General features: G+C 72.4%; 16 protein-coding genes. 7 read left to right on the forward strand and 9 right to left on the reverse strand.

The window, feature by feature from the left end; genetic code table 11:
• Positions 1-3: 3 nt before the first annotated feature.
• The 3 genes from CITRI_RS0105480 to CITRI_RS0105490 are packed head-to-tail and all read left to right on the forward strand — an operon-like array spanning position 4 to position 3,835.
• The gene (locus CITRI_RS0105480; protein ID WP_083843321.1) at positions 4-1,077 is read left to right on the forward strand and encodes an ABC transporter permease; all 1,074 of its coding nucleotides are present in this window, start codon (positions 4-6) and stop codon (positions 1,075-1,077) included.
• The gene (locus CITRI_RS0105485) at positions 1,074-2,000 is read left to right on the forward strand and encodes an ABC transporter permease (protein WP_010143661.1); all 927 of its coding nucleotides are present in this window, start codon (positions 1,074-1,076) and stop codon (positions 1,998-2,000) included. Before CITRI_RS0105480 ends, CITRI_RS0105485 begins: the two co-directional genes overlap by 4 nt.
• A complete protein-coding gene (locus CITRI_RS0105490; RefSeq protein WP_010143662.1) occupies positions 1,997-3,835 on the forward strand; it encodes an ABC transporter ATP-binding protein in 1,839 nt (612 codons plus the stop codon). Before CITRI_RS0105485 ends, CITRI_RS0105490 begins: the two co-directional genes overlap by 4 nt.
• Before the next feature lie 66 nt (positions 3,836-3,901).
• On the opposite strand, the gene tgt is transcribed toward CITRI_RS0105490, so the two are convergent.
• Positions 3,902-5,215 (reverse strand): tRNA guanosine(34) transglycosylase Tgt, encoded by a 1,314-nt coding sequence (tgt, locus tag CITRI_RS0105495; RefSeq protein WP_040385785.1) that lies wholly within the window; start codon positions 5,213-5,215, stop codon positions 3,902-3,904.
• A 128-nt stretch (positions 5,216-5,343) separates the two neighbouring features.
• Between tgt and CITRI_RS0105500 the strand changes: the two genes are divergently transcribed.
• A complete protein-coding gene (locus CITRI_RS0105500) occupies positions 5,344-6,444 on the forward strand; it encodes an FUSC family protein (protein WP_010143664.1) in 1,101 nt (366 codons plus the stop codon).
• Position 6,445: 1 nt separating this feature from the next.
• Here the strand turns inward: CITRI_RS0105500 and CITRI_RS0105505 are convergent, their stop codons facing one another.
• The 4 genes from CITRI_RS0105505 to CITRI_RS0105520 form a co-directional block, all read right to left on the reverse strand.
• Positions 6,446-7,438 carry a DUF6707 family protein gene (locus CITRI_RS0105505; RefSeq protein ID WP_010143665.1) on the reverse strand — a complete coding sequence of 331 codons (993 nt, stop codon included), beginning with the start codon at positions 7,436-7,438 and terminating at the stop codon, positions 6,446-6,448.
• Between the two features lie 3 nt (positions 7,439-7,441).
• Positions 7,442-7,981: an NUDIX hydrolase family protein gene (locus CITRI_RS0105510; protein ID WP_010143666.1), complete on the reverse strand. Its 540-nt coding sequence runs from the start codon at positions 7,979-7,981 to the stop codon at positions 7,442-7,444.
• 66 nt (positions 7,982-8,047) lie between these two features.
• Complete coding sequence (locus tag CITRI_RS0105515) at positions 8,048-8,824, reverse strand: glutamine amidotransferase (protein ID WP_010143667.1); 777 nt, start codon at positions 8,822-8,824, stop codon at positions 8,048-8,050.
• A gap of 22 nt (positions 8,825-8,846) precedes the next feature.
• A complete protein-coding gene (locus tag CITRI_RS0105520; RefSeq protein WP_010143668.1) occupies positions 8,847-10,004 on the reverse strand; it encodes an NADH:flavin oxidoreductase/NADH oxidase in 1,158 nt (385 codons plus the stop codon).
• Positions 10,005-10,077: 73 nt separating this feature from the next.
• Between CITRI_RS0105520 and CITRI_RS0105525 the strand changes: the two genes are divergently transcribed.
• On the forward strand, positions 10,078-10,395 hold the full coding sequence (locus CITRI_RS0105525) for a hypothetical protein (protein ID WP_010143669.1): 318 nt from the start codon (positions 10,078-10,080) through the stop codon (positions 10,393-10,395).
• 48 nt (positions 10,396-10,443) lie between these two features.
• On the opposite strand, the gene CITRI_RS0105530 is transcribed toward CITRI_RS0105525, so the two are convergent.
• The 4 genes from CITRI_RS0105530 to CITRI_RS16460 are packed head-to-tail and all read right to left on the reverse strand — an operon-like array spanning position 10,444 to position 13,951.
• A complete protein-coding gene (locus tag CITRI_RS0105530; RefSeq protein ID WP_157998904.1) occupies positions 10,444-11,244 on the reverse strand; it encodes a hypothetical protein in 801 nt (266 codons plus the stop codon).
• Positions 11,241-12,404: a hypothetical protein gene (locus tag CITRI_RS18355; protein WP_141565966.1), complete on the reverse strand. Its 1,164-nt coding sequence runs from the start codon at positions 12,402-12,404 to the stop codon at positions 11,241-11,243. Before CITRI_RS18355 ends, CITRI_RS0105530 begins: the two co-directional genes overlap by 4 nt.
• Positions 12,405-12,407: 3 nt before the next feature.
• A complete protein-coding gene (locus CITRI_RS0105540; RefSeq protein ID WP_010143673.1) occupies positions 12,408-13,010 on the reverse strand; it encodes a DedA family protein in 603 nt (200 codons plus the stop codon).
• Positions 13,007-13,951 carry a pseudouridine synthase gene (locus CITRI_RS16460; protein WP_010143674.1) on the reverse strand — a complete coding sequence of 315 codons (945 nt, stop codon included), beginning with the start codon at positions 13,949-13,951 and terminating at the stop codon, positions 13,007-13,009. The genes CITRI_RS0105540 and CITRI_RS16460 overlap by 4 nt, the downstream gene beginning before the upstream one ends.
• 350 nt (positions 13,952-14,301) lie before the next feature.
• On the opposite strand from CITRI_RS16460, the gene CITRI_RS0105550 reads away from it, so the two are divergent.
• Both CITRI_RS0105550 and CITRI_RS16465 read left to right on the forward strand, forming a co-directional pair.
• Positions 14,302-16,239, forward strand: coding sequence for a ketoacyl-ACP synthase III (locus tag CITRI_RS0105550; RefSeq protein WP_010143675.1), 1,938 nt, complete (start codon positions 14,302-14,304; stop codon positions 16,237-16,239).
• 58 nt (positions 16,240-16,297) lie between these two features.
• Positions 16,298-21,817, forward strand: coding sequence for a carboxyl transferase domain-containing protein (locus tag CITRI_RS16465; protein WP_040385769.1), 5,520 nt, complete (start codon positions 16,298-16,300; stop codon positions 21,815-21,817).
• The last annotated feature ends 21 nt before the right edge of the window (positions 21,818-21,838 follow it).

Consider the following 21,838-nt stretch of genomic DNA (forward strand, 5'->3'; position numbering starts at 1 on the left):
CCCATGTCCCTGAGCACCAGACACCCCGGCCCGTCGCCCTCCACCCCACCGCCGGTGCACCCGGCATCAGCCTCCGTATCGCACCCCGCGGCAGCACGGGACCGCCCGCCCCGCGGCAACCGGCCGTCACCGGCCGCGGTGGCCCTCGTCGTCGGCCACAAGGCCCTCGGGGCCGTGTTCGTCGTGTGGGCGGCGGCCACTCTGACGTTCCTCATCCAGGCCCTGCTGCCCGGTGACCGCGCCACCCTGTTGCTGAACCAGCAGACCGGCCAGGTCCAGGAGCGTACCCCGGAGGAGCTCGCGCCGGTCAACGAGGCGTTCGGGTTCGACGAGCCGCTGATCGTGCAGTACCTGGACTTCCTGGGCGGCCTGCTGCGCGGCGACCTGGGGATCTCCTACACCCTCTACCAGCCCGTCACCACCGTGATCGGCGACCAGATCGCGCCCACCGTGGTGCTGACCTTCACGGCCCTGGCCATCGCCTGGGCGCTCGCCGTGGTGCTCCTGGTGCTCACCGCCCGGCGCACCCCCTGGGTCTCGAGGATCTTCTCCGGCCTGGAGTCCGCGGCGGCAGCGCTGCCGCAGTACTGGCTCGGCATCATCCTGCTGGTGGTCTTCGCCCTGTGGCTCGGGATCTTCCCGGTGGTCTCGGGCAGTGGCGCGGCCGGCCTGGTGTTGCCGGCCCTGACGCTCGGCATCCCGCTGGCCGGCTTCCTCGCCCAGGTGATGCGCACCGAGTTCGAACGCACCCTGGACGCCCCCTTCGTCCTCACCGCCCGCGCCCGGGGCATGTCCGACGGCGGCGTGCGACTGCGCCACGTGCTGCGCCACTCCCTGCTGCCGGGCCTGAGCCTGACCGGGTGGGCGGTCGGGGCCCAGTTCTCGGCGGCCGTGATCGCCGAGAACGTCTTCGCCCGCCCCGGTCTCGGCCGGGTCCTCGTCACGGCGGTCAACGGCCGCGACCTCCCGGTGGTGTGCGGAGTGGTGATGCTCGTGGCCGTGATCTACGTGATCACCAACCTCGTGGTGGACACCGCCTACATCCTCGTCGACCCCCGCCTGAAGGAGGCAGCATGAGCACCACGCCCCTGACCCCCGCACCCGCCGGCCGGGTGTCCGTCCCCGCCGGCCCGGCGTCGCCCACCCCTGGTCACGGCACCGCGGACCGCACCGCCCGCACCTCCGTGTCCCGGCGGCCCGTGCCGGTCACCGTCTGGGTCGCCGGCGCGTTCGCGGTGCTGCTGGTGATCGCCTCGTTCGCCCCCGGGCTGCTGGCCACCGCGGACCCCCGGGCCATCGACCTGGACGCCCCGCTGGCCCCGCCGGGCGTAGACCACTGGTTCGGCACGGACCAGTCCGGCCGGGACCTCTACTCACGGATCGTCCACGGCACCGGGTCCTCCCTGCTGATCGGCCTGGGTGCCACCGGCGTGGGAGTGGGGCTGGCCGTGGTCCTCGGGTCCTGGGCCGCGCTGGGCGGCCGCTGGGCGGACGCGATCATCGGCCGCGGCATCGAGGTGCTGTTCGCCTTCCCGATCCTGCTGCTGGCCATGGTGTTCATCGCCGTCTACGGGCCGTCCGTGCAGACCCTCATCCTGGCCGTCGGCCTGGGCATCGCCCCCGGTTACGCCCGGATGGTCCGCGCCCAGGTGATGTCCGTGCGCCGCTCCGGCTACGTCCAGGCCGCCCGCGCTCTGGGCCACCACCCGGCGAGGATCCTCACCCGGCACGTGCTGCCCAACGCGCTGCGCCCGCTGCTGGCGGTACTGACCCTGGGCATCGGCCAGTCCATCGTCTGGGCCTCCGGCCTGGCGTTCCTCGGTTTCGGCGTGGCCCCGCCGTCGCCGGAGTGGGGGGCCCTGCTGGAAGCCGGGCGCCCCTACATCACCGCCGCCTGGTGGCTGGAGATCATCCCGGGCCTGGCCGTGCTGGCCACCGCCCTGACCGCCACCGTCCTGGGCCGCCACGTGGAGTCCACCCTCGAAGGAGACCGCTCATGAACGCCCTGATCGACACCGTCATCCCCGCCCTGGCACCCGCCGGATCCGTCCGGTCCACCACCGGTCCGGGAGCCCCCGCCACCTCAGGACCCCCCACCGCCGGCGGAACCCCCGACGGCACCGGTGCCCTGGCCGTCCTGGAGGACCTCAACGTCTGGTTCACCGACGCCCTCGGCCGTCGCCGCCACGTGGTCCACGACCTCTCCGTGGACATCCGTCCCGGCGAGTGCGTGGCGGTCATCGGCGAGTCCGGGTCCGGCAAGTCGGTGACCGCCCGCACGCTGATCGGCCTGACCGGCCCGAACGCCCACGTGGAGGCCGCCACGGCCACCCTCTTCGGCCGGGACGTGCTCACGCTGCGGGACGGGGACTGGAAGTCCATCCGCGGCCGGGACGTGGGCTTCATCCTCCAGGACGCGCTGGTCTCCCTGGACCCGCTGCGCACGGTGGGCGCCGAGATCGGGGAGTCCCTGCGCCTGCACGGGGTCCGGGGCCGCGCCGAGCGTGCCACCCGGGTGGAGCGGCTGCTGGCCGAGGTCGGCGTGCCGGAGCCGCGGCTGCGGGCCGGTCAGCGTCCCGACCAGCTCTCCGGGGGCCTGCGCCAGCGGGCACTGATCGCCTCGGCCATCGCCAACCATCCCGCGCTCGTGGTGGCCGACGAGCCCACCACCGCCCTCGACGTCACCGTCCAGGCCCAGGTGCTCGACGTGCTGGCCCAGCGCAAGGACCAGGGCACCGCGATCCTGCTGATCAGCCACGACTTCTCCGTGGTGGGCCGGCTGGCCGACCGGGTGCTCGTCATGCAGGGCGGCCGGATCGTCGAGTCGGGCACGGCGGCGGAGGTGCTGGCGGACCCGCAGCACCCCTACACCCGCCAGCTGCTCGACGCCGTACCCTCCGGCCACACCAAGGGCGAGTACCTCACCGAGGCCGGCCGGGCCCGGGCCGCCGATCGGGCCCGGGAGCGGCCCGGGAGGACCGTGCCGGCCCGCACGCGGCAGGCCGAGGCGGAGCCTCCCGCCGTGCTCACCGCACGCGGGCTGACCAAGTCCTACCGGGGGCCGGACGGGCGGGACCGGGCCGTGGTCCGGGACGTCTCCTTCGACGTGCGGGCCGGGCAGACCCTGGGCATCGTGGGGGAGTCCGGGTCCGGCAAGTCCACCACGGCCTCCATGGCCCTGGGCTTCGTGACCCCGGACGCCGGCACCGTGCTGCTGGAGGGGGCGCCGTGGAGCGAGCTGTCCGTCGCGGGGCGCCGGCCGCGGCGGCGGGAGGTCACCGTGGTCTACCAGGACCCGCTGAGCTCCTTCGACCCGCGCTGGACCGGCCGGCGGATCCTCACCGACGCCCTCGACGCCGGCTCGGCCCCCGGGCCGTTCGCCTCGGGCCGGGCACGGCGGGCCCACCGGGCGGAGCTGGCCGAGCGGGCCGACCACTGGGCGCGACTGGTGGGCCTGGCCCCCGAGCACCTCGCCAAGCACCCGCTGCGGTTGTCCGGCGGCCAGCGGCAGCGGCTGGCCATCGCCCGGGCGCTGGCACCGGAACCGCGGGTCGTGGTGCTGGACGAGGCCGTCTCCGCCCTGGACGTCTCCGTCCAGGCCCAGGTGCTGGACCTGCTCACCGAACTGCAGGAGAGCCTCGGCACCACCTACCTGTTCATCTCCCACGACCTGGGCGTCATCCACCACATGAGCGACGAGATCCTGGTGATGAAGGACGGCGAGGCGGTGGAACACGGACCGGCCGACGAGGTCTTCGGTGCCCCGCGGCACCCGTACACCCGGGAGCTGCTGGAGTCCCTCGAGCAGCTGTCCACGCACGCGGCGTCCCGCTAGGGCTGTTCCGCGGCCACCCCGGTGACACGTTCCCGCGCCCCCGGACCCGGTGGGCGCGGGAACGTGTCACCGCGCGGAGGGGGCCCGCCGGGACGAGGCGTAGTACCGTCCGAGCACCTCGTCCTTCAGGTCCCAGAACGTCCCGTCCTGGATGGCGGCGCGCATCCGGTCCACGAGGCGGACGGTGAACCGCTCGTTGTGGAGGGAGATCAGCGTGTGGGACACCATCTCCTTGGCCTTGATCAGGTGGTGGATGTAGGCCCGGGTGTAGTGCGCGCAGGTGTAGCAGTCGCAGCCCTCCTCCAGGGGGGAGAAGTCCCGCTTGTAGCGCGCGCCGGGCAGGTTGAAGCGGCCCTCGGCGGTGTAGAACGCGCCGGTGCGGGCCACTCGGGTGGGGGAGACGCAGTCGAAGGTGTCCGCCCCGTTCTCCACCGCCGTGAACAGGTCGTCCGGCTCGGAGATCCCCAGCAGGTGCCGCGGCTTGTCCTCGGGCAGCTCCTCCACGCACCAGCCCACGATCGTGCCGAGGTTCTCCTTCTCCAGCGCCCCGCCGATCCCGTAGCCGTCGAAGCCGTGGGAGGTGACCCCGCCGTCGTCGGGGAACTCCGTGGTCATGGCGGCCAGGTCCCGGCAGGCCTTGCGCCGCAGGTCCTCGTACTGGGCGCCCTGGATGACCCCGAACAGGGCCTGGTAGGGCTTCGCCGCGCGCTCGCCGGTCAGGCGGGCGTGCTCGTCCAGGCAACGCTGGGCCCAGCGGCGGGTGCGCTCCAGCGCCTCCTCCTGGTAACCGCGCGAGTTGTGCAGCGTGGTCAGCTCGTCGAAGGCGAACATGATGTCCGCGCCCAGCTGGTGCTGGATGCCCACCGAGACCTCGGGGGTGAACCGGTGCCGGTCCCCGTTCAGGTGGGACTTGAACCAGACCCCGTCCTCGTCCACGTTGGCCAGCCGCTCCTTGCCGGGGGCCACGGCGTCGTCCGCCCCCTGCCCGGACGGTGCGGCCGGACCCTTCATGTCGATCACCTTCTTGAACCCCGAGCCCAGGCTCATCACCTGGAAGCCGCCGGAGTCCGTGAAGGTGGGCCCGGACCAGTTCATGAACGCCCCCAGGCCCCCGGCCTCGTCGAGGATGTCCGGGCCGGGCTGCAGGTACAGGTGGTAGGCGTTGGCCAGCAGCGCCTGGGCGCCGATCTCGCCCATCGCCTCCGGCAGGACGGCCTTGACGGTGGCCTGCGTGGCCACGGGGATGAACGCGGGGGTCTGGATCAGCCCGTGCGGGGTGGTGATGGTCCCGGTGCGCCCGGCCATCGCGGCCCCGTCCGGACCGGTCAGCCGGCTCCCGACGACGAAGCCGGCGTCCCGCGGCGAGGCCGGGGCCGGCATGTCACCGGCCTCACGGTCACGGGTCTGGTGGGTCACTTCAGGGCGGGAGTCAACGGTTTCAGGCACGTCCTCCATGGTATGTATCAGTCAGGAGGCATCGGGACCACCACGGGAGAGGGGAGGCGTGCATGCGGATGTCGGACCTCAACCCGGTCCCGTCGCTGTTCACCATCGCGCCGGCGAACAAGGACCACGAGGTCGGGATCCGCTGCGGCATCACGGTGCTGGTCCCGCTGCTGGCGCTGCTGCTGATGGACCGGATCGACCTGGCGATCTTCGCCTCCTTCGGGGCGTTCACCGGCATCTACGGCCGCAACACCACGCACGGGGTCCGGTTGCACATGCAGATGCGCGCCGGGCTGTTGATGGTCGCGGTCATCCTGGCGGCCACCCTGGCCGGACGCAGCGGCGTCTCCGAGTCCGAGAGCCCCTGGGCGCTGGTCGGCCTGACCACCGTGGTGGCCGGCCTCTGCACGGTGGTCGCCGGGTACTGGAGGCTGCGCCCGGCGGGCTCGCTGTTCCACATCTTCGCCTTCGCCGCCGTGGCCTCGGTGCCCTACCAGCCCCCGCTCGGCGAGGCGATGCTGACCGCGGCGGCCGTGGTGGCGTGGGCCGTGGTGGTGGGCCTGGGCTCGCGCGTCCTGCCGTCCCGCCGGCAGCCGATCACCTGGACCCCCCGCGACCGGTCCACCTCGGACGAGCACCGGATCATCTGGCTCGAGGCCCTGTGGTACGCGATCGCCGCCGGGACGGCGGGTTCCCTGGCCACGGCGCTGGGGCCCGCCCTGGGCATCGAGCACAACTACTGGGCCATGGTCGCCGCCGTCGTCCCGCTGGCCGGGCACTCCACCCGGTACCGCGTCAACCGCGGCCTGCAGCGGGTCATCGGCACCTTCCTCGGGCTGATCCTGATGGCCGGGATCCTCTGGCTCCGGCCCGAACCCTGGCTGATGATCCTCATCATCGCCCTCTTCCAGACCCTGGCCGAGCTCTACATCGCCCGTCAGTACGTGCTGGCCCAGGTGGTGGTCACCCCGCTCGCGCTGCTGTCCACCGTCCTGGTCACGGTGGGCACCGGGTCACCGGTCGACGGCCCCGCACTGCTGAGGGACCGGTTCATCGAGACCGTCATCGGCGCGGCCGTCGGCGTGGCCTGCGTGCTCTACCCCTGGGCCTGGCGCAAGTGGGTCCGGCGCGACGCCGACCCGGCCACCGAGGCCCGCGACTGAGTCAGGCCTCGGGGCCGGCCGCCGCCTGCCGGTCCGCGAGCTCCCGGAGGGCCTGGACCTCGAGCCGGACCAGGCGGTCCAGCTCCTCGCCGGTGTAGGTCTTGGAGCCACCGCGGGCCCGCAGGTAGAACAGCGTGGAGAGGCGGGACTCGCGCCACCCGCGCTCCGCCGCGAGGTCCCCGGCGCTCTCTGCGCGCAGGATCTCCCGGTCGTAGAGGTTCGGCTCGTTGAGCTGGCGCTGGCGGAACTCCGCCTGCCGCTGGGCGCGGATGGGGTCCGGCTCGGCCTCGTCGGGCTCGCGCAGCCGCGCCCCGGTCGCCTCGGCCTCGGCCCGCTCGCCGCGGTGATGGTGGATGTTCGCGGCCAGCGCCAGGGCCGACTCGATCGACTTCCACCGTCCCATCGCCCCGTCGAAGGGCAGCGAGGTCAGTAGCGTGGTCGCCTGCAGCGCGCCGTCGGAGTCGTCCAGGTCCACGAAGAGGTAACGGGCCATGGTGTCGATGTCCTCGAGCTGGGCACCCGAGCGCATGTTGATCCCGCGCGAGAGCTTGGCGGCCAGGGCCAGCAGGCGCTGGTCGTCGGGGTGGCGCTGGGCGATCTCGACCACGACGGACTCCGGGGACCCCTCTTGGACGGGGGCCAGGTCCGCCGCGGTGTCCAGTGCCGGGGCGGGCCGGTGGGTGCGCACCCTGATGGTGGAGCCGAAGGCGATCCGGACCTGCCGCTCGTCCGCCAGGGTGGCGATGACGAGGGCGGGGGTGCCGAAGTCGTCCCGGGTGATGCGGGTCTGCGTCACGGGGGCGGAGGGCTCACCCCTGCGGGTCAGGAACCGGTCGCCGGGCTGGACCTGCTGGGCCTTGACGGAGCGCAGGTAGTCCCCGCCGATGTCGTGCCGGGACGGCGGGGAGGAGACGGGGCGCGCGGGGGAGGGCGCGGCGGAGGCGGGCGAGGCGGCGGAGCCGGCGCCCGGGCCGGCCGTGTTCGGTGCGGACATGGGTCAGCGCCCCCAGCCCACGTGGGCCAGTGCCTGGCGCACCAGGTTGCCACGGCCGCCGATGAACTCGGCCTGGATCGCGTCGCTCAGCGCCTCCTCGGGGGTCAGCCAGGTCAGCTCGAGGGCGTCGCCGCGGGGCTGGCACTCACCGGTGACCGGGACGAGGTAGGCCAGGGACACCACGTGCTGGCGGTCGTCCGTCAGGCCCGTCTCGGACGGGGAGGGGAAGTACTCGGCCACCGTGAAGGGGGTGATCGACGGCGGCAGCTGGGGCAGCGCCAGCGGGCCCAGGTCCTTCTCCAGGTGACGCATCAGCGCGGCCCGGACGGTCTCGCGGTACATCACGCGTCCGGACACGAAGGTGCGGCGCAGGTGCCCGCCGCCGTCGGCCAGGTACAGCAGGCCGATCTCCGACACGTACCCCAGGGCATCCAGGCGGACGGGCAGGGCCTCCACGTAGACCATGGGCAGGCGGCGGCGGGCCTCGTAGAGATCCTCTTCCGACAGCCACCCGGGATTCGGGTCGGGGGTGCGAACACTCATGCCTCAGTTCTACCCGAGTCCGGGGCGCCGGTCACGCCGCCTGACCGGGGAGGGGCCAAACGGGTCTCAGCCCCGCCGCGCGTACCGCGCCCGGAAGTTCTCCAGCACCTTGCGCGGTTCGGTCACGGTGGCGGCCCGTACCCGGGCGAACAGCTCCTCGGCCTCGGCCGGGTCGTAGTAGCCGTTGTCCGCGTAGGTCTCCAGCCGGTACAGCAGTCCCTCCAGGTCCAGCTCCGGGTGGAACTGGGTGGCGTACTGGTGCCGGCCGATCCGGAACATCTGCACCGGGCAGGCGTCCCCGGCCACCAGCACCACGGCGTGCTCCGGCAGGGTGCGGATGGCCTCCTTGTGCCCCACGAAGGCCTCGAACTCCGGGTCCACGCCCGCCAGCAACGGGTCCGCACTCCCCGCCTCGGTCAGGCGCACGACGACGGCCCCGGCCGGCTCCCCGAAGGTCCCGTCCACCGTGGCGCCCTGGTGCAGCCCGAGGGTGCCGACCCCGTAGCAGGCACCCAGGAAGGGCACGTCCCGCTCGAGGACGACGTCCAGCAGCCGGCGCAGCTCGGCCTCCACCACGATCTGCAGGTCGGACTTGAACTCGTCCGGGTCCGAGGAGGTGAAGGGACTGCCGCCCACGATCACCCCGGAGTGCCGGGGCACCAGCTGCGCCCAGTCCAGGTCGGCCGTCCCGCCCGAGGACGGCCCCGCGGCCGCGACGACCCGGTCCAACCGCAGCGTGACCAGCTCGCCGGGGCCGAAACCGCCTAGGACGGTGGTGGAGCGGACCTCGTCGGCGGCGACGGCGTCGTCCGCGCGGGTCTGGATCAGCAGGAAGGGCAGCACCTGAGTCAGGGTAGCCGCCGGTTCAGGGCCGTCCCCACTTGCCGCCGTGGTAGGGCGCGGCGACGAACTGGCGGAAGCGGTCGTCCCCCAGGGACAGGGCCGCCTCGGCGGGCCAGTTCGGGCGCACCAGGGCGGCGCGGCCGATGCCGACGGCGTCCGCGCGGTCGTTGACCAGGACGGCCTCGGCCGTCTCGTCGGAGGTGATGGAGCCGACCGTGGAGACGAACAGCCGGCGGGCGCCGCCGTCGGGCCCGTCCACCGCGAGGCCGCGCCCGGGTGCCAGGTCGAGGTCCTCGGTGCCACGCTTCACGGCCTCGGCGAGCGGCACCTGGTAACCCGGGCCCTTCGGGCCGAGGTAGGTGTCCCCGATGCCACCGGAGGACAGGTCGACCCAGTCCAGCCCGTCGGCCACGAGCGTGCGCACCAGGCGCACGGTGTCCTCCGCGGCCCAGCTGCTCTCCACCCAGTCGGACCCCGAGAGCCGCAGGCCCAGGACCTTGTCCTCGGGCCAGACCTCGCGGATGCCGGCGACCACGCGGCGCACCAGGCGCGTGCGGTTCTCGAAGGAACCGCCCCACTGGTCGGTGCGGTGGTTGGTGACGGGCGACAGGAACTGGTGCAGCAGGTAACCGTGCGCGCCGTGGACCACCACCGCGTCGAAGCCGGCGGCATCCGCGCGCCGTGCCGCGGCGACGAAGGCCGCGATGACCTCCTCGATCTCCGCCTCGGTCATCTCGCGGGTGGGCGCGGTCGCGGAGACGGCGGGGATGCCGGACGGCGAGACCGTCTCCCAGCCGCCCTCCTCCAGCGGGATGGGGCCCTGGTCGAAGCCGGGACGGGCCGGCCAGGTGGAGGCCTTGGACCCGGCGTGGGCCAGCTGGATCCCGGGCACGGCGCCCTGGGAGCGGATGAAGTCGGTGATCGGCGCCCAGGCGTCGCGTTGGGCGTCGTTCCACAGCCCGGTGTCCTGGTCGGAGATCCGCCCCTCGGGGACGACGGCGGTGGCCTCGGCCACGACCATGCCGAAGCCACCGGCCGCCCGCGCGCCCAGGTGGACCATCTGCCAGGGGCCGGGCACGCCGTCCTTCGTGCCCACGATGTACTGGCACATCGGGGGCAGGATCAGGCGGTTGCGGAGGGTCTGGCCGGCCACGGTGGCGGGTTCGAAGAGAAGGCTCATGCTGGGCACAACCACGCGGTGGCCCGGCCGTATTCCGTCGGTCCCCCGGCCGGCGCTTCCTAGAATGGCTCCCATGCCCTCGTTCCGTGCCCGCCTGCAGATCGGCGACCTGCTGCCCGGCCACGCACCCGAGGAGGTCATGGCCACCGCGGAGGCCGCCCTGGCGTCCGTGTACACGGTGGAGGCCAAGGACCTGGAGGTGGTGGCACGGGTGCCGCGGATCGTCCTGCGGTTCACGGTGCCGGAGTCCACCTGGGACGGGGAGAACCGCGCGGCCCTCAGTGCCGCGGCGCAGATGCGGATGGCGGTGATGGAGGTGGCCACCACCGGGCGGCTCGAGGTCCTGCGCCGCGCCCGCGGCCGGTGGGAGCCGGTCGGCCCGGGACGATGAACGCCGGGCCGGGCCGGTCCGGGCCCGGCGCGGCTCGTCCCGAGCCGGTCAGACGTCGTCGACCGCGTGGCCCAGCGTCGCCCGGTGCTCGGCGTGGTTGATCCGGTAGCGCCGGTTCTCGGTGGCCAGCAGCACCACGAACAGGCCCATCGCGGCGACGATCGCGACCCATACGGAGTGCATGGATCCGACCAGCCGGGGTACCAGGATGGCCACCAGCCCCCAGGTCAGTCCCAGGGCGATGGTGATGCGTCCGCGCTCGGTCATGGCCATCATGGCCGTACCCCAGACCACGACGACGATCGTGAGCACCGCCCACACCGCGCCCGGGATCCACAGCAGGTTCAGGCCCAGGGACTGCAGCCAGATGGAGGTGTTCGTGGCCGCGTAGATGACCGCCCAGCCGGTGAACAGGCCGATCATCCCGTCGGTGATGGCCCGTTCCACCCGGGTGCGGGCGGTGTAGAGGTTCAGCTGGTGGATGGAGCCCACCAGCAGGGACGTCAGGGCCAGCCAGACGACGAGCTCGGCCCCGAGCATGACCCCGCTGCGGGCGATCACGAACCACGCCACGGCCGCCACCATGGCCCCGGACACGCGCCACCCGGTGGCCCGCTGGCGCGCGGCGGCGGCCTGGGACGGCATCCACTGGTGGACGGTGTACACGCCCAGGGCGAGCCACAGCAGGGGCCAGACCAGCATGGCCCACGAGGCCATGGACAGCATCGAGTACCCGCCGGCAAAGCGGCCGCCGTGCAGGTCGTGGAGCCAGGGTCCGGTGGGGTCCTCGCCGAGGAAGCCGAGCCCGTAGATCCCGCCGGCCACGAACAGCAGCCAGGCGATCGTCACGGTGACCTGGCGCAGCAGGTCCGGGAACCCCGGCAGGGGGTCCGGATCGCGGGAAGGCAGGTTGTAGGGCGGGATGTACCGGACGACCTCGGGCTCCCCCACGTGATCCCAGAAGTCCTCGTCGTCCCCATAGGCCTCCGGGGACGCGTAGGCCGCCGGTGCGGACCGGGGACCCAGCGTGGCGGCCTCGATGGCCTGGGCCTTCTCCAGGATGCGGTACCGGTGCCGCCACTCCGGCAGGAAGATCCGGGCGCGCTCCAGCAGCTCGGCGTCGGTGAGGTCCTCGCCCCGCTCCTCGAGCAGGGGGCGGCGCTCCGCCGGGGGACCCAGTCGGTGCCGTCCGCCTCGCGGGCAGCAGCCTGCAACGCCCAGGTCTCCCGCTCGCGCTGGCGCCGGAGCCACTCCTCCTGCTCCTGGCGTTCCATCTCCAGGCGGAGGGCCTCCTCCTCGGCGCGCTGGGCCTCCAGCCGGCGCTCGGCCTCGAGCCGGGCCTCCTCCTCGGCGCGGCGCTGGGCCTCCAGGCGGGCCTGCTCCTGCGCGCGGCGATAGGCGGCCAGGCGCTCGGCCTCGGCCCGCTCGGCGGCGAGACGTTCGGCCTCCAGCCGTTCCTCCTCGGCGAGGCGTTCGGCCTCCAGGCGCTCGGCCTCCGCACGCTCGGCGGCCTCGCGGCGGGCGATCTCGGCCTGCCGGCGCTCCTCCGCGCGGCGTTCGCGTTCCTCGGCCAGGCGGACCTTGGCCTGTTCGTAGGCCGCCTTGGCATGGGCGGGGGACTCGTAGATCGCCTGGGAGACCTTGTCCCAGTCCGGTTCCCCGAGCCCGTCCAGCCACTCGTTGAGGGCCTCCACGGGATTGACGGGTTCGCGCAGGTTGGCGTGGCGCAACCGCGCCTGGGCGGCCGTGACACCCTCCGGCCCGCGCTCCCCGGGCGTCCCGCGGTCACCGCGGTCGACGGCCTCGACCCCACGGCCGGCCGGGGGGTCGTCCTGGCGGCCGAGACGCTCCCCGGACGGACCGTCGGACGGGCGGCCGGACGAGGGTCCGTCGGCGTGTTCCTCCGGGCGCGACCCGGAGACCGGGCCGGGCGACACCGGGCCGGTGGACCTGTCCGCTGCAGCCTTCATCCGGTGCAGCGCGGCCGAGGAAGAGGACGTCTCGTCCACCATTCACCCCTCCCTGGAGCGCCGCCGGACGGCGATCACCCCCGCAATGACCAACCCTAGAAGGGTACCCAACACCATGCCCACCACCGCGCTCGCCCATGTCGGAAGGCCAGTCGCGCTCCCGGTGACCCAGCCCAGGCCCACCATGTAGACGGTCCAGACCAGGGCTCCACCGCCGGACAGCACCAGGAAGGGCCTCCAGGGCAGGGACGCGATCCCCGCGGTCGCCATCGAGGCGGTCCGCCCGCCGGAGACGAACCGCAGCACGAACAGCGTGGCGTAGCTGGGGGCCGGGCCGGCCCGGTCCAGCAGCCGCAGGATGCCCCGGTGGATGCGCTGGCCCCACGTGGCCCGGTCCAGCAGGCCGGTGAGCCGGTACCGGAACAGGGCGTAGAGCCCCACGTCCCCGGCCCAGCAGCCCAGCCAGGCGGCGAGCAGGGAGGGGGCGAGACCCACGGTCCCGAGCTGCGCCATGGCCCCGGAGCCGATGACGAACAGCTCGCTCGGCACGGGGGGCACCGGCGCGTCCAGGGCCACCAGCAGCGCGGTCAGCGGGTGGAACCACCAGCCGAGGGACTCGATCCAGGCCGCGTCGAGCCCGGTCATGCCACGGGTCGTTCCCGCAGCCGCAGCCCGGAGCTGAACTGCCGCTGCTCGCCCGTCAGCGGATCGGTGAAGCCGATGGTGTGGGCCAGCAGCTGCAGGGGCCGGTCGTAGTCGTCCGGGGCGGCGTCCAGCAGTCGCGGGTAGAACGGGTCGTTCAGGATGCCCAGGCCCAGTGCCGCCAGGTGTACGCGCAGCTGGTGGGTGCGTCCCGTCCTCGGGAACAACCGCAGGTGCGCGACCGCGGTTCCCGCCCAGGCGCCCGTGGACACCCCGGTGCCCAGCAGCTCGATGCGGGTCTCGGCGTTGGCGCCGATGGTGGGCCGGTTGGTCCGCCGGCCCTTCCGGGCCGGGGCGCCGGGTGAGTGCCCGGAATGCAGCGGACCGTAGTCCAGGGTCCGGGCGGTGAGCACGCCCTTGACCTTGTCCATCCGGTTCCGGTAGGTCAGCGGGAACCGGGCGGACAGCGTCTCGGGCCGTGTCCCGGCCGGTAGGGCGGCCACGGCCTCGTAGACCTTCCAGACCTGCCGGCGCTCGAAGAGCACCTGGTAGGCGCCGCGGGTGTCCGGGTGGGTGGAGAACAGCACGACGCCGGCCGTCGCCCGGTCCAGGCGGTGCATCGGCACGAGGTGGTCCAGTCCCAGCCGGTTGCGCAGCCGGACCAGGGCGGACTCCTGCACGAAGCGGCCGCCCGGGGTCGTGGGCAGGAAGTGCGGCTTGTCCGCCACCAGCAGGTGCTCGTCCTGGTGGAGGACCGTCACCTCATAGGGGATGGGTTCCTCGTGGGGCACGGACCGGTAGTACCAGACGGACTCGTGCACCCCCAGCGGGGTGTCCTCGGTGACCACGGTGCCGTCGGCGGCGCGGACCTCGCCGGTGCGGAACCGCTCCACGATGCCGTCGGGGTCGACATGGCCCCACCGGTGCAGCACGTAGTCCAGCACGCTGTCCCAGCCCGAGGGGGGAGCCGGAGGCGGGTGGCGTTGACGCCGTCGCGCACGGGCAGGGGAGGGGGAACGGACACGGCTCTAGTCTTCCAGACCTGCACGAGATCAATTACGCTCTCCTACTAAGCAGTAAGTTCGAATTTACTAATTAGTAACCTGAATAAACCTTCCGGTAACACTTAAAACGGGCAAGAGTTCACCCTCCGGGCGGATTTAGGGCCATGACAGTTCACATTTCCCGTGGAGACCCACATCACCATGAGACTGAAGGGGTAGCTGACCCCCGGAGGGGCGAGAAGACCGCCGCGGCGCACCAGGCCGATGGGTCCAGACAGTAGGAGATCACGATGTTGCAGTCCGTCATGAAGAACAGCCACGGGAGGCTCGTCTTCCCCTCCAATTTCATCCCGGAGCTGGATGTGACGGCACTGGACAGCCTGGACACGCTCGAGGAGGTCATCCAGCGGGACTTCGAGTCCAAGGCACCGAGCGGCACGGAGATCCTGCAGCGGATCGAGCAGGGCAAGTACGCCCGGCGCTCCGACCTGCTGCGCGACATCGCCATGAACCTGTTCTGGACGAACCGGTACGCGATGACGATGTACGACAAGCACGTGACCCGGTGGAAGGACGTGCCGCGCAACCGCGAGGACGTCTACATCCCCGCGCTGACCCCGTGGGAGGACGGCAGCCGGAAGGTCGAGGCCGTGCGCGAGGTCTACCCCACCCTGGACGCGCGGTGGGACGCGACGATCGAGGACGAGGTCTTCGAGACGCTCTTCGACGTGTTCGCGCACCGGAAGTTCCACGCCACCGAGCTGTCCGCGATCAAGCCGACGGTCGGGCAGATCCTGGCCGACCCGTCCCAGCTGGTGGCACGCATCACCGACTACGACCCCAACTACCCCGTGTTCCGGGACGAGGAGATCCTGGACGTCCACGAGGACGTCCCCCAGCTGGAGGCCCTGCGCCGCTGGTCGATGGTGCTGCACAACCAGTTCCCCTGGGACCGGTCGAAGACCGAGCTGGTCGAGGCCCGGGAGCTGCGGGACGAGGACTACGTGATCGTCTACCGCCCCAAGAGCCGCGACGTCCAGCGCTTCATCCGCCGCGCCACCGCCGGCCACAGCGGACGCCGTCGCGCCGGGGCCCCGGCCGTCGAGGCCAAGGCCCCCGTCCGCCCGTACAAGCCCATCGTGGTGCGGGACCTGACCGTGCAGCCCCGGATCCTCTCCCTGGCGGTGGCCGGGGGCGAGGAGATCTGCACCAACGACGACCTGATCCGCAACTCCGCCTACAACTGGTCCCCGATGACCGCCGAGCAGATCGTCGACAAGACCGGGATCCGCGAGCGCCTCTACACCTTCTCCCAGGTGGAGGACCTGGCCCTGAACGCCGCCCGGTCCGCGCTGGACCACGCCGGCGTGGGGCCCGAGGAGGTCGGGGCGGTGATCGTGGCCACGTGCACCAACGACCGGTTGATGCCCTCGATCGCCACCTACGTCTCCGGCGAGCTGGGGATCCACCAGACCAACGCCTCCTACGACCTCATCGCGGCCTGCGCGGGGCTGCCGTACGCGCTCGCCGAGGCCACGCGCATCCTGCAGGACGTCGAGCGCCCGGTGCTGGTGGTCTGCGCCGAGAAGTTCTCGGACAAGATCGGCAACGTCCGGCCCTCGCGGATGATCTTCGGCGACGGCGCCGCGGCCCTGCTCATCGGCGTCGCGCCCGAGGGCGAGACCCCGGACCTGGAGTACCTCAACACCTACGCGTCCGGCCCGGTGAGCCAGGTGAACTCGATCATCTGGCCCAACCCGGAGTTCGACAACAACCTCACCGTCTACGGGCCCGAGGTGAAGGACCTGGCCGGGCGGTACCTCGCCCAGATGCTGGGCGAGATCTCCGAGCTGCCGGATCCCGACGGGCGGGCCTCCTCCCTGCTGGACAGCGTCGAGCTGATCGTGCCCCACCAGGCCAACAAGTCCATGGTCATCGACCTGGCCACGAAGTCCGGCCTGACTCCCGAGCAGCTGTTCTTCAACATCGACCGGGTGGGGAACACCTCCTCCGCGTCCATTCCCCTGGCAATCTTCGACGCGGTCCGCGACGGCGTGATCGACCGGCCCACCCGGATCTTCGCGCCGGGCTTCGGCGCCGGATCGGTGGCCGGCTACGCGATCATGCGGGTCGACCCCGCCGTGATGGCCGCCCCGGCCGCCGCCGCCGACACCCACGTGTTCGAGCACGGGTCCTCCGTCGAGGACGTGGCCGTTGCCTTCAACTGAGCACGTGGACCCCGACAACTCCCCCCAGCCCCGTGACGGAAAGACGGTGACGTCAGGAATGTTCGAACGTATCGCAGTAGTGAACCGCGGTGAGGCCGCGGTGCGGCTCATCCGGGCCGTGAAGGAGGTGAACGCCCAGTTCGGCCACGGCATCCGCACCGTGGCCATGTACACGGAGGCCGAGCGGCGGGCCATGTTCGTCCGCCAGGCCGACGAGGCGGTGGCCCTGCGCAAGACGGGGACCGGCAGCCCCTACCTGGACTACGCCGAGCTGGAGCGTGCGCTGGTCGAGTCCCGGGCGGACGCCGCCTGGGTGGGCTGGGGCTTCGTGGCGGAGGACCCGACGTTCGCCGAGCTGTGCGACAAGCTGGGCATCACCCTGATCGGTCCCTCGGCCGAGGCCATGCGCCGGCTGGGCGACAAGGTGACCGCGAAGCTGCTGGCCGAGAAGGTCGGCGTCCCGGTGGCCCCATGGAGCGGTGGGCCCGTGGAGAGCATGGCCGACGCCCGCCGGCACGCGCAGAACATCGGCTACCCGCTGATCATCAAGGCCCGCAGCGGGGGCGGCGGCCGCGGCATCCGCAAGGTGTACGCCGAGGACGAGCTCGAGACCGCCTTCGAGCGCACCCAGGGCGAGGCGCTGCGGTCCTTCGGTGACCCGGTGGTGTTCATGGAGCGGCTGGTCACCCACGCCCGTCACGTCGAGGTGCAGGTCATGGCGGACGCCCACGGCAACGTGTGGGCCCCGGGCGTGCGCGACTGCTCCATCCAGCGCCGCAACCAGAAGGTCATCGAGGAGTCCAGCTCGCCGCTGCTGAGCCGGGAGCAGTCCGATCACCTGCGCCAGGTCTCCGCCGACCTGGTCCGGGCCGCCGGGTACCTCGGTGCCGGAACCGTGGAGTACCTCTACCAGCCCGAACAGCAGCTGTTCACCTTCCTCGAGGTCAACACCCGGCTCCAGGTGGAGCACCCGATCACCGAGGAGACCACGGGACTGGACCTGGTCCGCCTGCAGCTGCAGGTCGCGGCCGGCCAGCCGCTCGAGGGCGAGATGCCGGCCGAGAACGGCCACGCGGTCGAGGCCCGGCTGAACGCCGAGGACGCGGACAACGAGTTCGCCGCCGCACCCGGCACCGTGAAGCTGCTCGACCTGCCGCTGGGACCGGGCATCCGCGTGGACACCGGCATCGGCCAGGGCGACGTCATCCCGCCGGACTTCGACTCCATGGTCGCCAAGATCATCGCCTGGGGCCCGGATCGCGACTCCGCGCTGGCACGGTTGCGCACCGCACTGCGGGAGACCACGGTGGTCATCGAGGGCGGCACCACCACGAAGTCCTTCCTGCTGGACCTGCTGGACCGCGAGGAGGTCATCACGGCCTCGGCGGACACCGGCTGGCTGGACCGCACCGGCGCGGGCACCGGCACGTCCCTGTCCGAGAAGGCCGACATCGCGCTGCTGACGGCCGCCGCGGAGGTGTATGAGGCGGAGGAGTCCCTGGAGCGCCAGCGCTTCCTCGCCGCCGCCTACGGTGGCCGTCCGCGCGCCGACCACACCGTCGGCCGCCCGGTCGAGCTCGCCTACCAGGGCCAGCCCTACGCCTTCACGGTCAAGAAGACCGGGCCGCACCGGTACCGGGTGATCGGCGACCACGGGGAGACCCAGGTCGACGTCGAGCGACTGGGTGAGTACGAGCGCCGGGTCGTCACCGGCAAGGGGACCTCCATGGTCGTCGCCGTGGAGGGCACCGGCGGCCACCTCATCGAGGTCGACGGCGTCTCCCACCGGATCTCGCGTGACGAGGCCGGACTGGTCCGCACCCCCTCCCCGGCGGTCGTCATGTCCGTGCCGGTCAGCGTCGGGGACGAGGTCGAGGCCGGGGACGTGCTCGTCGTGCTCGAGGCGATGAAGATGGAGACCTCCGTGCGCGCCCCGCAGGCCGGCCGCGTCAAGGAGGTGCTGGCGGCGGTCAACACCCAGGTCGACGCCGGTGCCTCCCTGGTCCGGCTCGAGTCCGCGGACGACCAGGCCGTCGCGGACGACGCCCCGCGGGTCGAGTTCACCGCCGGGGACATCACCACGGGCGAGAACTCGCGGAGCGAGGCCCTGGCCCACCTGCACGGCCTGCGGGCCCTCCTCACCGGCTTCGACGTGAGCGAGACCCGGGGCAAGGACCTGCTGGCCGACTACGACGAGGTCGTGCAGCGCGCATCCCTGGACGATGCCGGGCTGGTCCAGGCCGAGCTCGACCTGCTGACGACGTTCGCGGACCTGTGCGAACTCGCCCGCAACCGGCCGGCACTGCGGGAGGACGAACTGGACACCCGCGTGCACAGCCCGCGGGAGCACTTCCACACCTACCTGCACTCCCTGGACGCCGAGGTCGAGGGCCTGCCGACGTCCTTCCAGGACCGGCTCTCCCGTGCCCTGCGGCACTACGACGTCATGAGCCTGGACCGCACGCCGGAGCTGGAGCAGGCGGTCTTCCGCCTGTTCCTGGCCCAGCAGCGCATCGACCACCAAGTGCCCGTCGTCCTGGGGCTGCTCGAGCGCTGGCTGGAGGAACGCCAGCCGATCGGCCGGACGATCGGGGGCGTGGAGGAGGTGCTGGACCGGCTCGTCGTGGCGACCCAGGCCAGGTTCCCGGTCATCGGCGACGTGGCCCGCAACCTCCGGTACCGCCTCTTCGAGGAGCCGCGCATCCGGGCCGCCCGTGAACAGGTCTTCGACCGGGTGCGGGGCAGCGTCTCCTACCTCGCGGCGCACCCGGAGGCCGGTGACCGCCAGGCGCGGATCGACGAGATCGTCGCCGGACCGGAGCCGATCCTGAGCCTGGTCGGGGAGTCGGTGCGCGGCAACCGGACCGGAGAGGCCGAACTGCTCGAGGCCATCACGCGCCGGTTCTACAAGATCCGCACCCTGACCGACGTGCAGTCGGTCACGGCGGCGGGGCGCCCCGTGATCACCGGGACCTTCGACCTGCGCGGGACCCGGCTGGCGCTGGTCTCCGCCGTGGGGTCCTTCGAGGGGCTCCGGGAGACCCTCTCGGCCCTGGAGCCGATCGCCGGCGGACTCGACGGCGAGATCGTCCTGGACCTCTACCTGTCCTGGGACGGCCGTCCCGAGGACCCGGACGAGATGTCCGACGCGCTGCGTGAGGCGCTCTCGGCGACCGGCTGGACTGCCACGGCCCGGCGCGTCAGCGTCGCCGCCTTCGGCCCCGCGGGCTCGTCCCACCGGCAGTTCACCTTCCGCCCCTCGGGCGGGCAGCTGCAGGAGGAGCGGGTCACGCGGGACATGCACCCGCTCACGGGGCAGCGCGTGGAACTGTGGCGACTGAAGGAGTTCAACGGGACGCGCCTGCCGGCCGAACCGGACACCTTCCTCTTCCACCTCGAGGCCAAGGAGAACCCGGCCGACGAGCGCATCGTGGCGCTCGCCGAGATCCGCGACGTCACCCCGGACCTGGACGCGGAGGGCAACGTCACCGGACTGCCGGTGGCCGAGCGCACCATCGCCGCCTGCCTGGCCGGCATCCGCCGCGCGCAGGCCCGGCGCGGCACCAAGCGCCGGTTGTTCGCGAACCGGGTGGTGCTGTACGCCTGGCCGGTGTTCGACCACCGCATCGAGGAGATCGCGGCCGTGGTGGCCCGCAACCTCCGTCCGCTGACCCTGGGCGTGGGCCTCGAGGAGATCACCCTGGTCTTCCGCATGCAGGACCGGCCGGGCGCGGAGCCGCACGAGCAGGCCCTGCGCTACGTCTTCGAGGCCGGAGGCGTCAGCATCCGGGTGACGGAGCCGGACACGGAACCGCTGCCGCCGATGGACGCCTACACGCAGAAGGTCCACCGGGCACGGTCCCGCGGGAACGTGTACCCGTACGAGATCATCCCGATGCTCACCGGCGAGACGGGCTCGTTCAGCGAACACGACCTGGACGAGGCCGGCCGGATGGTCCCCGTGGACCGTCCGTACGGGAAGAACACGGCGGGCATCGTGGCCGGCGTGGTCACCACGCCGACCAAGCGGTACCCCGAGGGCATGAGCCGCGTGGTGCTGTTCGGGGACCCGACCAAGGCGCTGGGCTCGCTGGCCGAGCCGGAGTGCGCCCGGGTGGTGGCCGCGATCGACCTCGCCGAGGAGAAGGGCATCCCGGTCGAGTGGTTCGCGCTGTCCGCCGGTGCCGAGATCTCCATGGAGCGCGGCACCGAGAACATGGACTGGGTGTCCCGCGCGCTGCGCCGGATCGTGACCTTCACGCAGGGCGGCGGCGAGGTGAACATCGTCGTGGCCGGGATCAACGTGGGCGCGCAGCCGTACTGGAACGCCGAGGCGACCATGCTCATGCACACCAAGGGCATCCTCGTGATGACCCCGGACAGCGCCATGGTGCTCACCGGCAAGCACTCCCTCGACTACGCGGGCGGTGTCTCCGCCGAGGACAACTTCGGCATCGGCGGCTACGACCGCGTCATGGGCCCGAACGGCCAGGCGCAGTACTGGGCCCCGGACCTGGCCTCGGCGGTGGACGTGCTGTTCGCGCACTACGACCACGCCTACGTCGCCCCGGGGGAGCGCTTCCCGCGCCCGGCCCTCACGTCGGACCCGGTGGACCGGGACGTGCGGACCTATCCGCACACCCACCCGTCCAGCGACTTCACCACGGTCGGGGACATCTTCTCGGCCGAGGCGAACCCGGACCGGAAGAAGCCCTACGACATCCGCACGGTGATGCGGGCGGTCGCGGACCAGGACCACAAGGTGCTCGAGCGCTGGGCGGACATGGCCGACGCCGACACCTCCGTGGTCTTCGACGCGCACCTGGGCGGTCACCCGGTGTGCCTCGTGGGCATCGAGTCCCGGGCGGTGCAGCGCACGGGCCAGTACCCGACCGACGGTCCGGACCAGTGGACCGCGGGCACCCTGTTCCCGCGCTCGTCCAAGAAGACGGCGCGGGCGATCAACGCGGCCAGCGGCAACCGGCCGCTGGTGGTCCTGGCCAACCTGTCCGGCTTCGACGGCTCCCCGGAGTCGATGCGGACCTGGCAGCTGGAGTACGGCGCCGAGATCGGCCGGGCGATCGTGAACTTCGACGGCCCGATCGTGTTCTGCGTGCTCACGCGGTACCACGGTGGTGCCTTCGTGGTCTTCTCGGGCACGCTGAACGAGACCATGGAGGTCGCCGCCGTCGAGGGCGCCTACGCCTCGGTGCTCGGCGGGTCCTCGGCCGCCGCGGTGGTGTTCACCAAGGACGTCAACGCCCGGGTGGCTGCGGATCCGCGGGTCCAGGAGCTGATCGCCGCCGTGGAGGCCGCGGATGACACCGACCGTGCCCGGATGCTCGTCCAGCTGACCGAGCTGCGCGCCGAGGTGCGTTCGGAGAAGCTCAGCGAGGTGGGCTCCGAGTTCGACCGCAAGCACAGCATCGAGCGGGCCCGCGAGGTGGGCTCGGTGGATGTCATCGTGCCGGCCGGCGGACTGCGGCCCTACCTGGTGGATGCCGTCGAGCGCGGGCTGCGCCAGGCCGGCGTGACCCTCGAGGACGCGGAGGAGGCCCAGACCGCCGACGTGCGGTGAGGCCGGTGCGGGCCCGCTCCA

The sequence above is a fragment of the Citricoccus sp. CH26A genome (assembly GCF_000224415.1).
GTDB lineage: Bacteria > Actinomycetota > Actinomycetes > Actinomycetales > Micrococcaceae > Citricoccus.

What these genes read in the sequence shown, in the direction of transcription:
- tgt (WP_040385785.1), bottom strand. Translation starts at nt 5,215, where the DNA reads ATGCCGGCCCCGGCCTCGCCGCGGGACGCCGGCTTCGTCGTCGGGAGC.
- CITRI_RS0105500 (WP_010143664.1), top strand. Translation starts at nt 5,344, where the DNA reads ATGCGGATGTCGGACCTCAACCCGGTCCCGTCGCTGTTCACCATCGCG.
- CITRI_RS0105490 (WP_010143662.1), top strand. Translation starts at nt 1,997, where the DNA reads ATGAACGCCCTGATCGACACCGTCATCCCCGCCCTGGCACCCGCCGGA.
- CITRI_RS0105480 (WP_083843321.1), top strand. Translation starts at nt 4, where the DNA reads ATGTCCCTGAGCACCAGACACCCCGGCCCGTCGCCCTCCACCCCACCG.
- CITRI_RS0105485 (WP_010143661.1), top strand. Translation starts at nt 1,074, where the DNA reads ATGAGCACCACGCCCCTGACCCCCGCACCCGCCGGCCGGGTGTCCGTC.
- CITRI_RS0105550 (WP_010143675.1), top strand. Translation starts at nt 14,302, where the DNA reads ATGTTGCAGTCCGTCATGAAGAACAGCCACGGGAGGCTCGTCTTCCCC.
- CITRI_RS0105505 (WP_010143665.1), bottom strand. Translation starts at nt 7,438, where the DNA reads ATGTCCGCACCGAACACGGCCGGCCCGGGCGCCGGCTCCGCCGCCTCG.
- CITRI_RS0105540 (WP_010143673.1), bottom strand. Translation starts at nt 13,010, where the DNA reads ATGACCGGGCTCGACGCGGCCTGGATCGAGTCCCTCGGCTGGTGGTTC.
- CITRI_RS0105510 (WP_010143666.1), bottom strand. Translation starts at nt 7,981, where the DNA reads ATGAGTGTTCGCACCCCCGACCCGAATCCCGGGTGGCTGTCGGAAGAG.
- CITRI_RS16465 (WP_040385769.1), top strand. Translation starts at nt 16,298, where the DNA reads ATGTTCGAACGTATCGCAGTAGTGAACCGCGGTGAGGCCGCGGTGCGG.
- CITRI_RS0105525 (WP_010143669.1), top strand. Translation starts at nt 10,078, where the DNA reads ATGCCCTCGTTCCGTGCCCGCCTGCAGATCGGCGACCTGCTGCCCGGC.
- CITRI_RS0105520 (WP_010143668.1), bottom strand. Translation starts at nt 10,004, where the DNA reads ATGAGCCTTCTCTTCGAACCCGCCACCGTGGCCGGCCAGACCCTCCGC.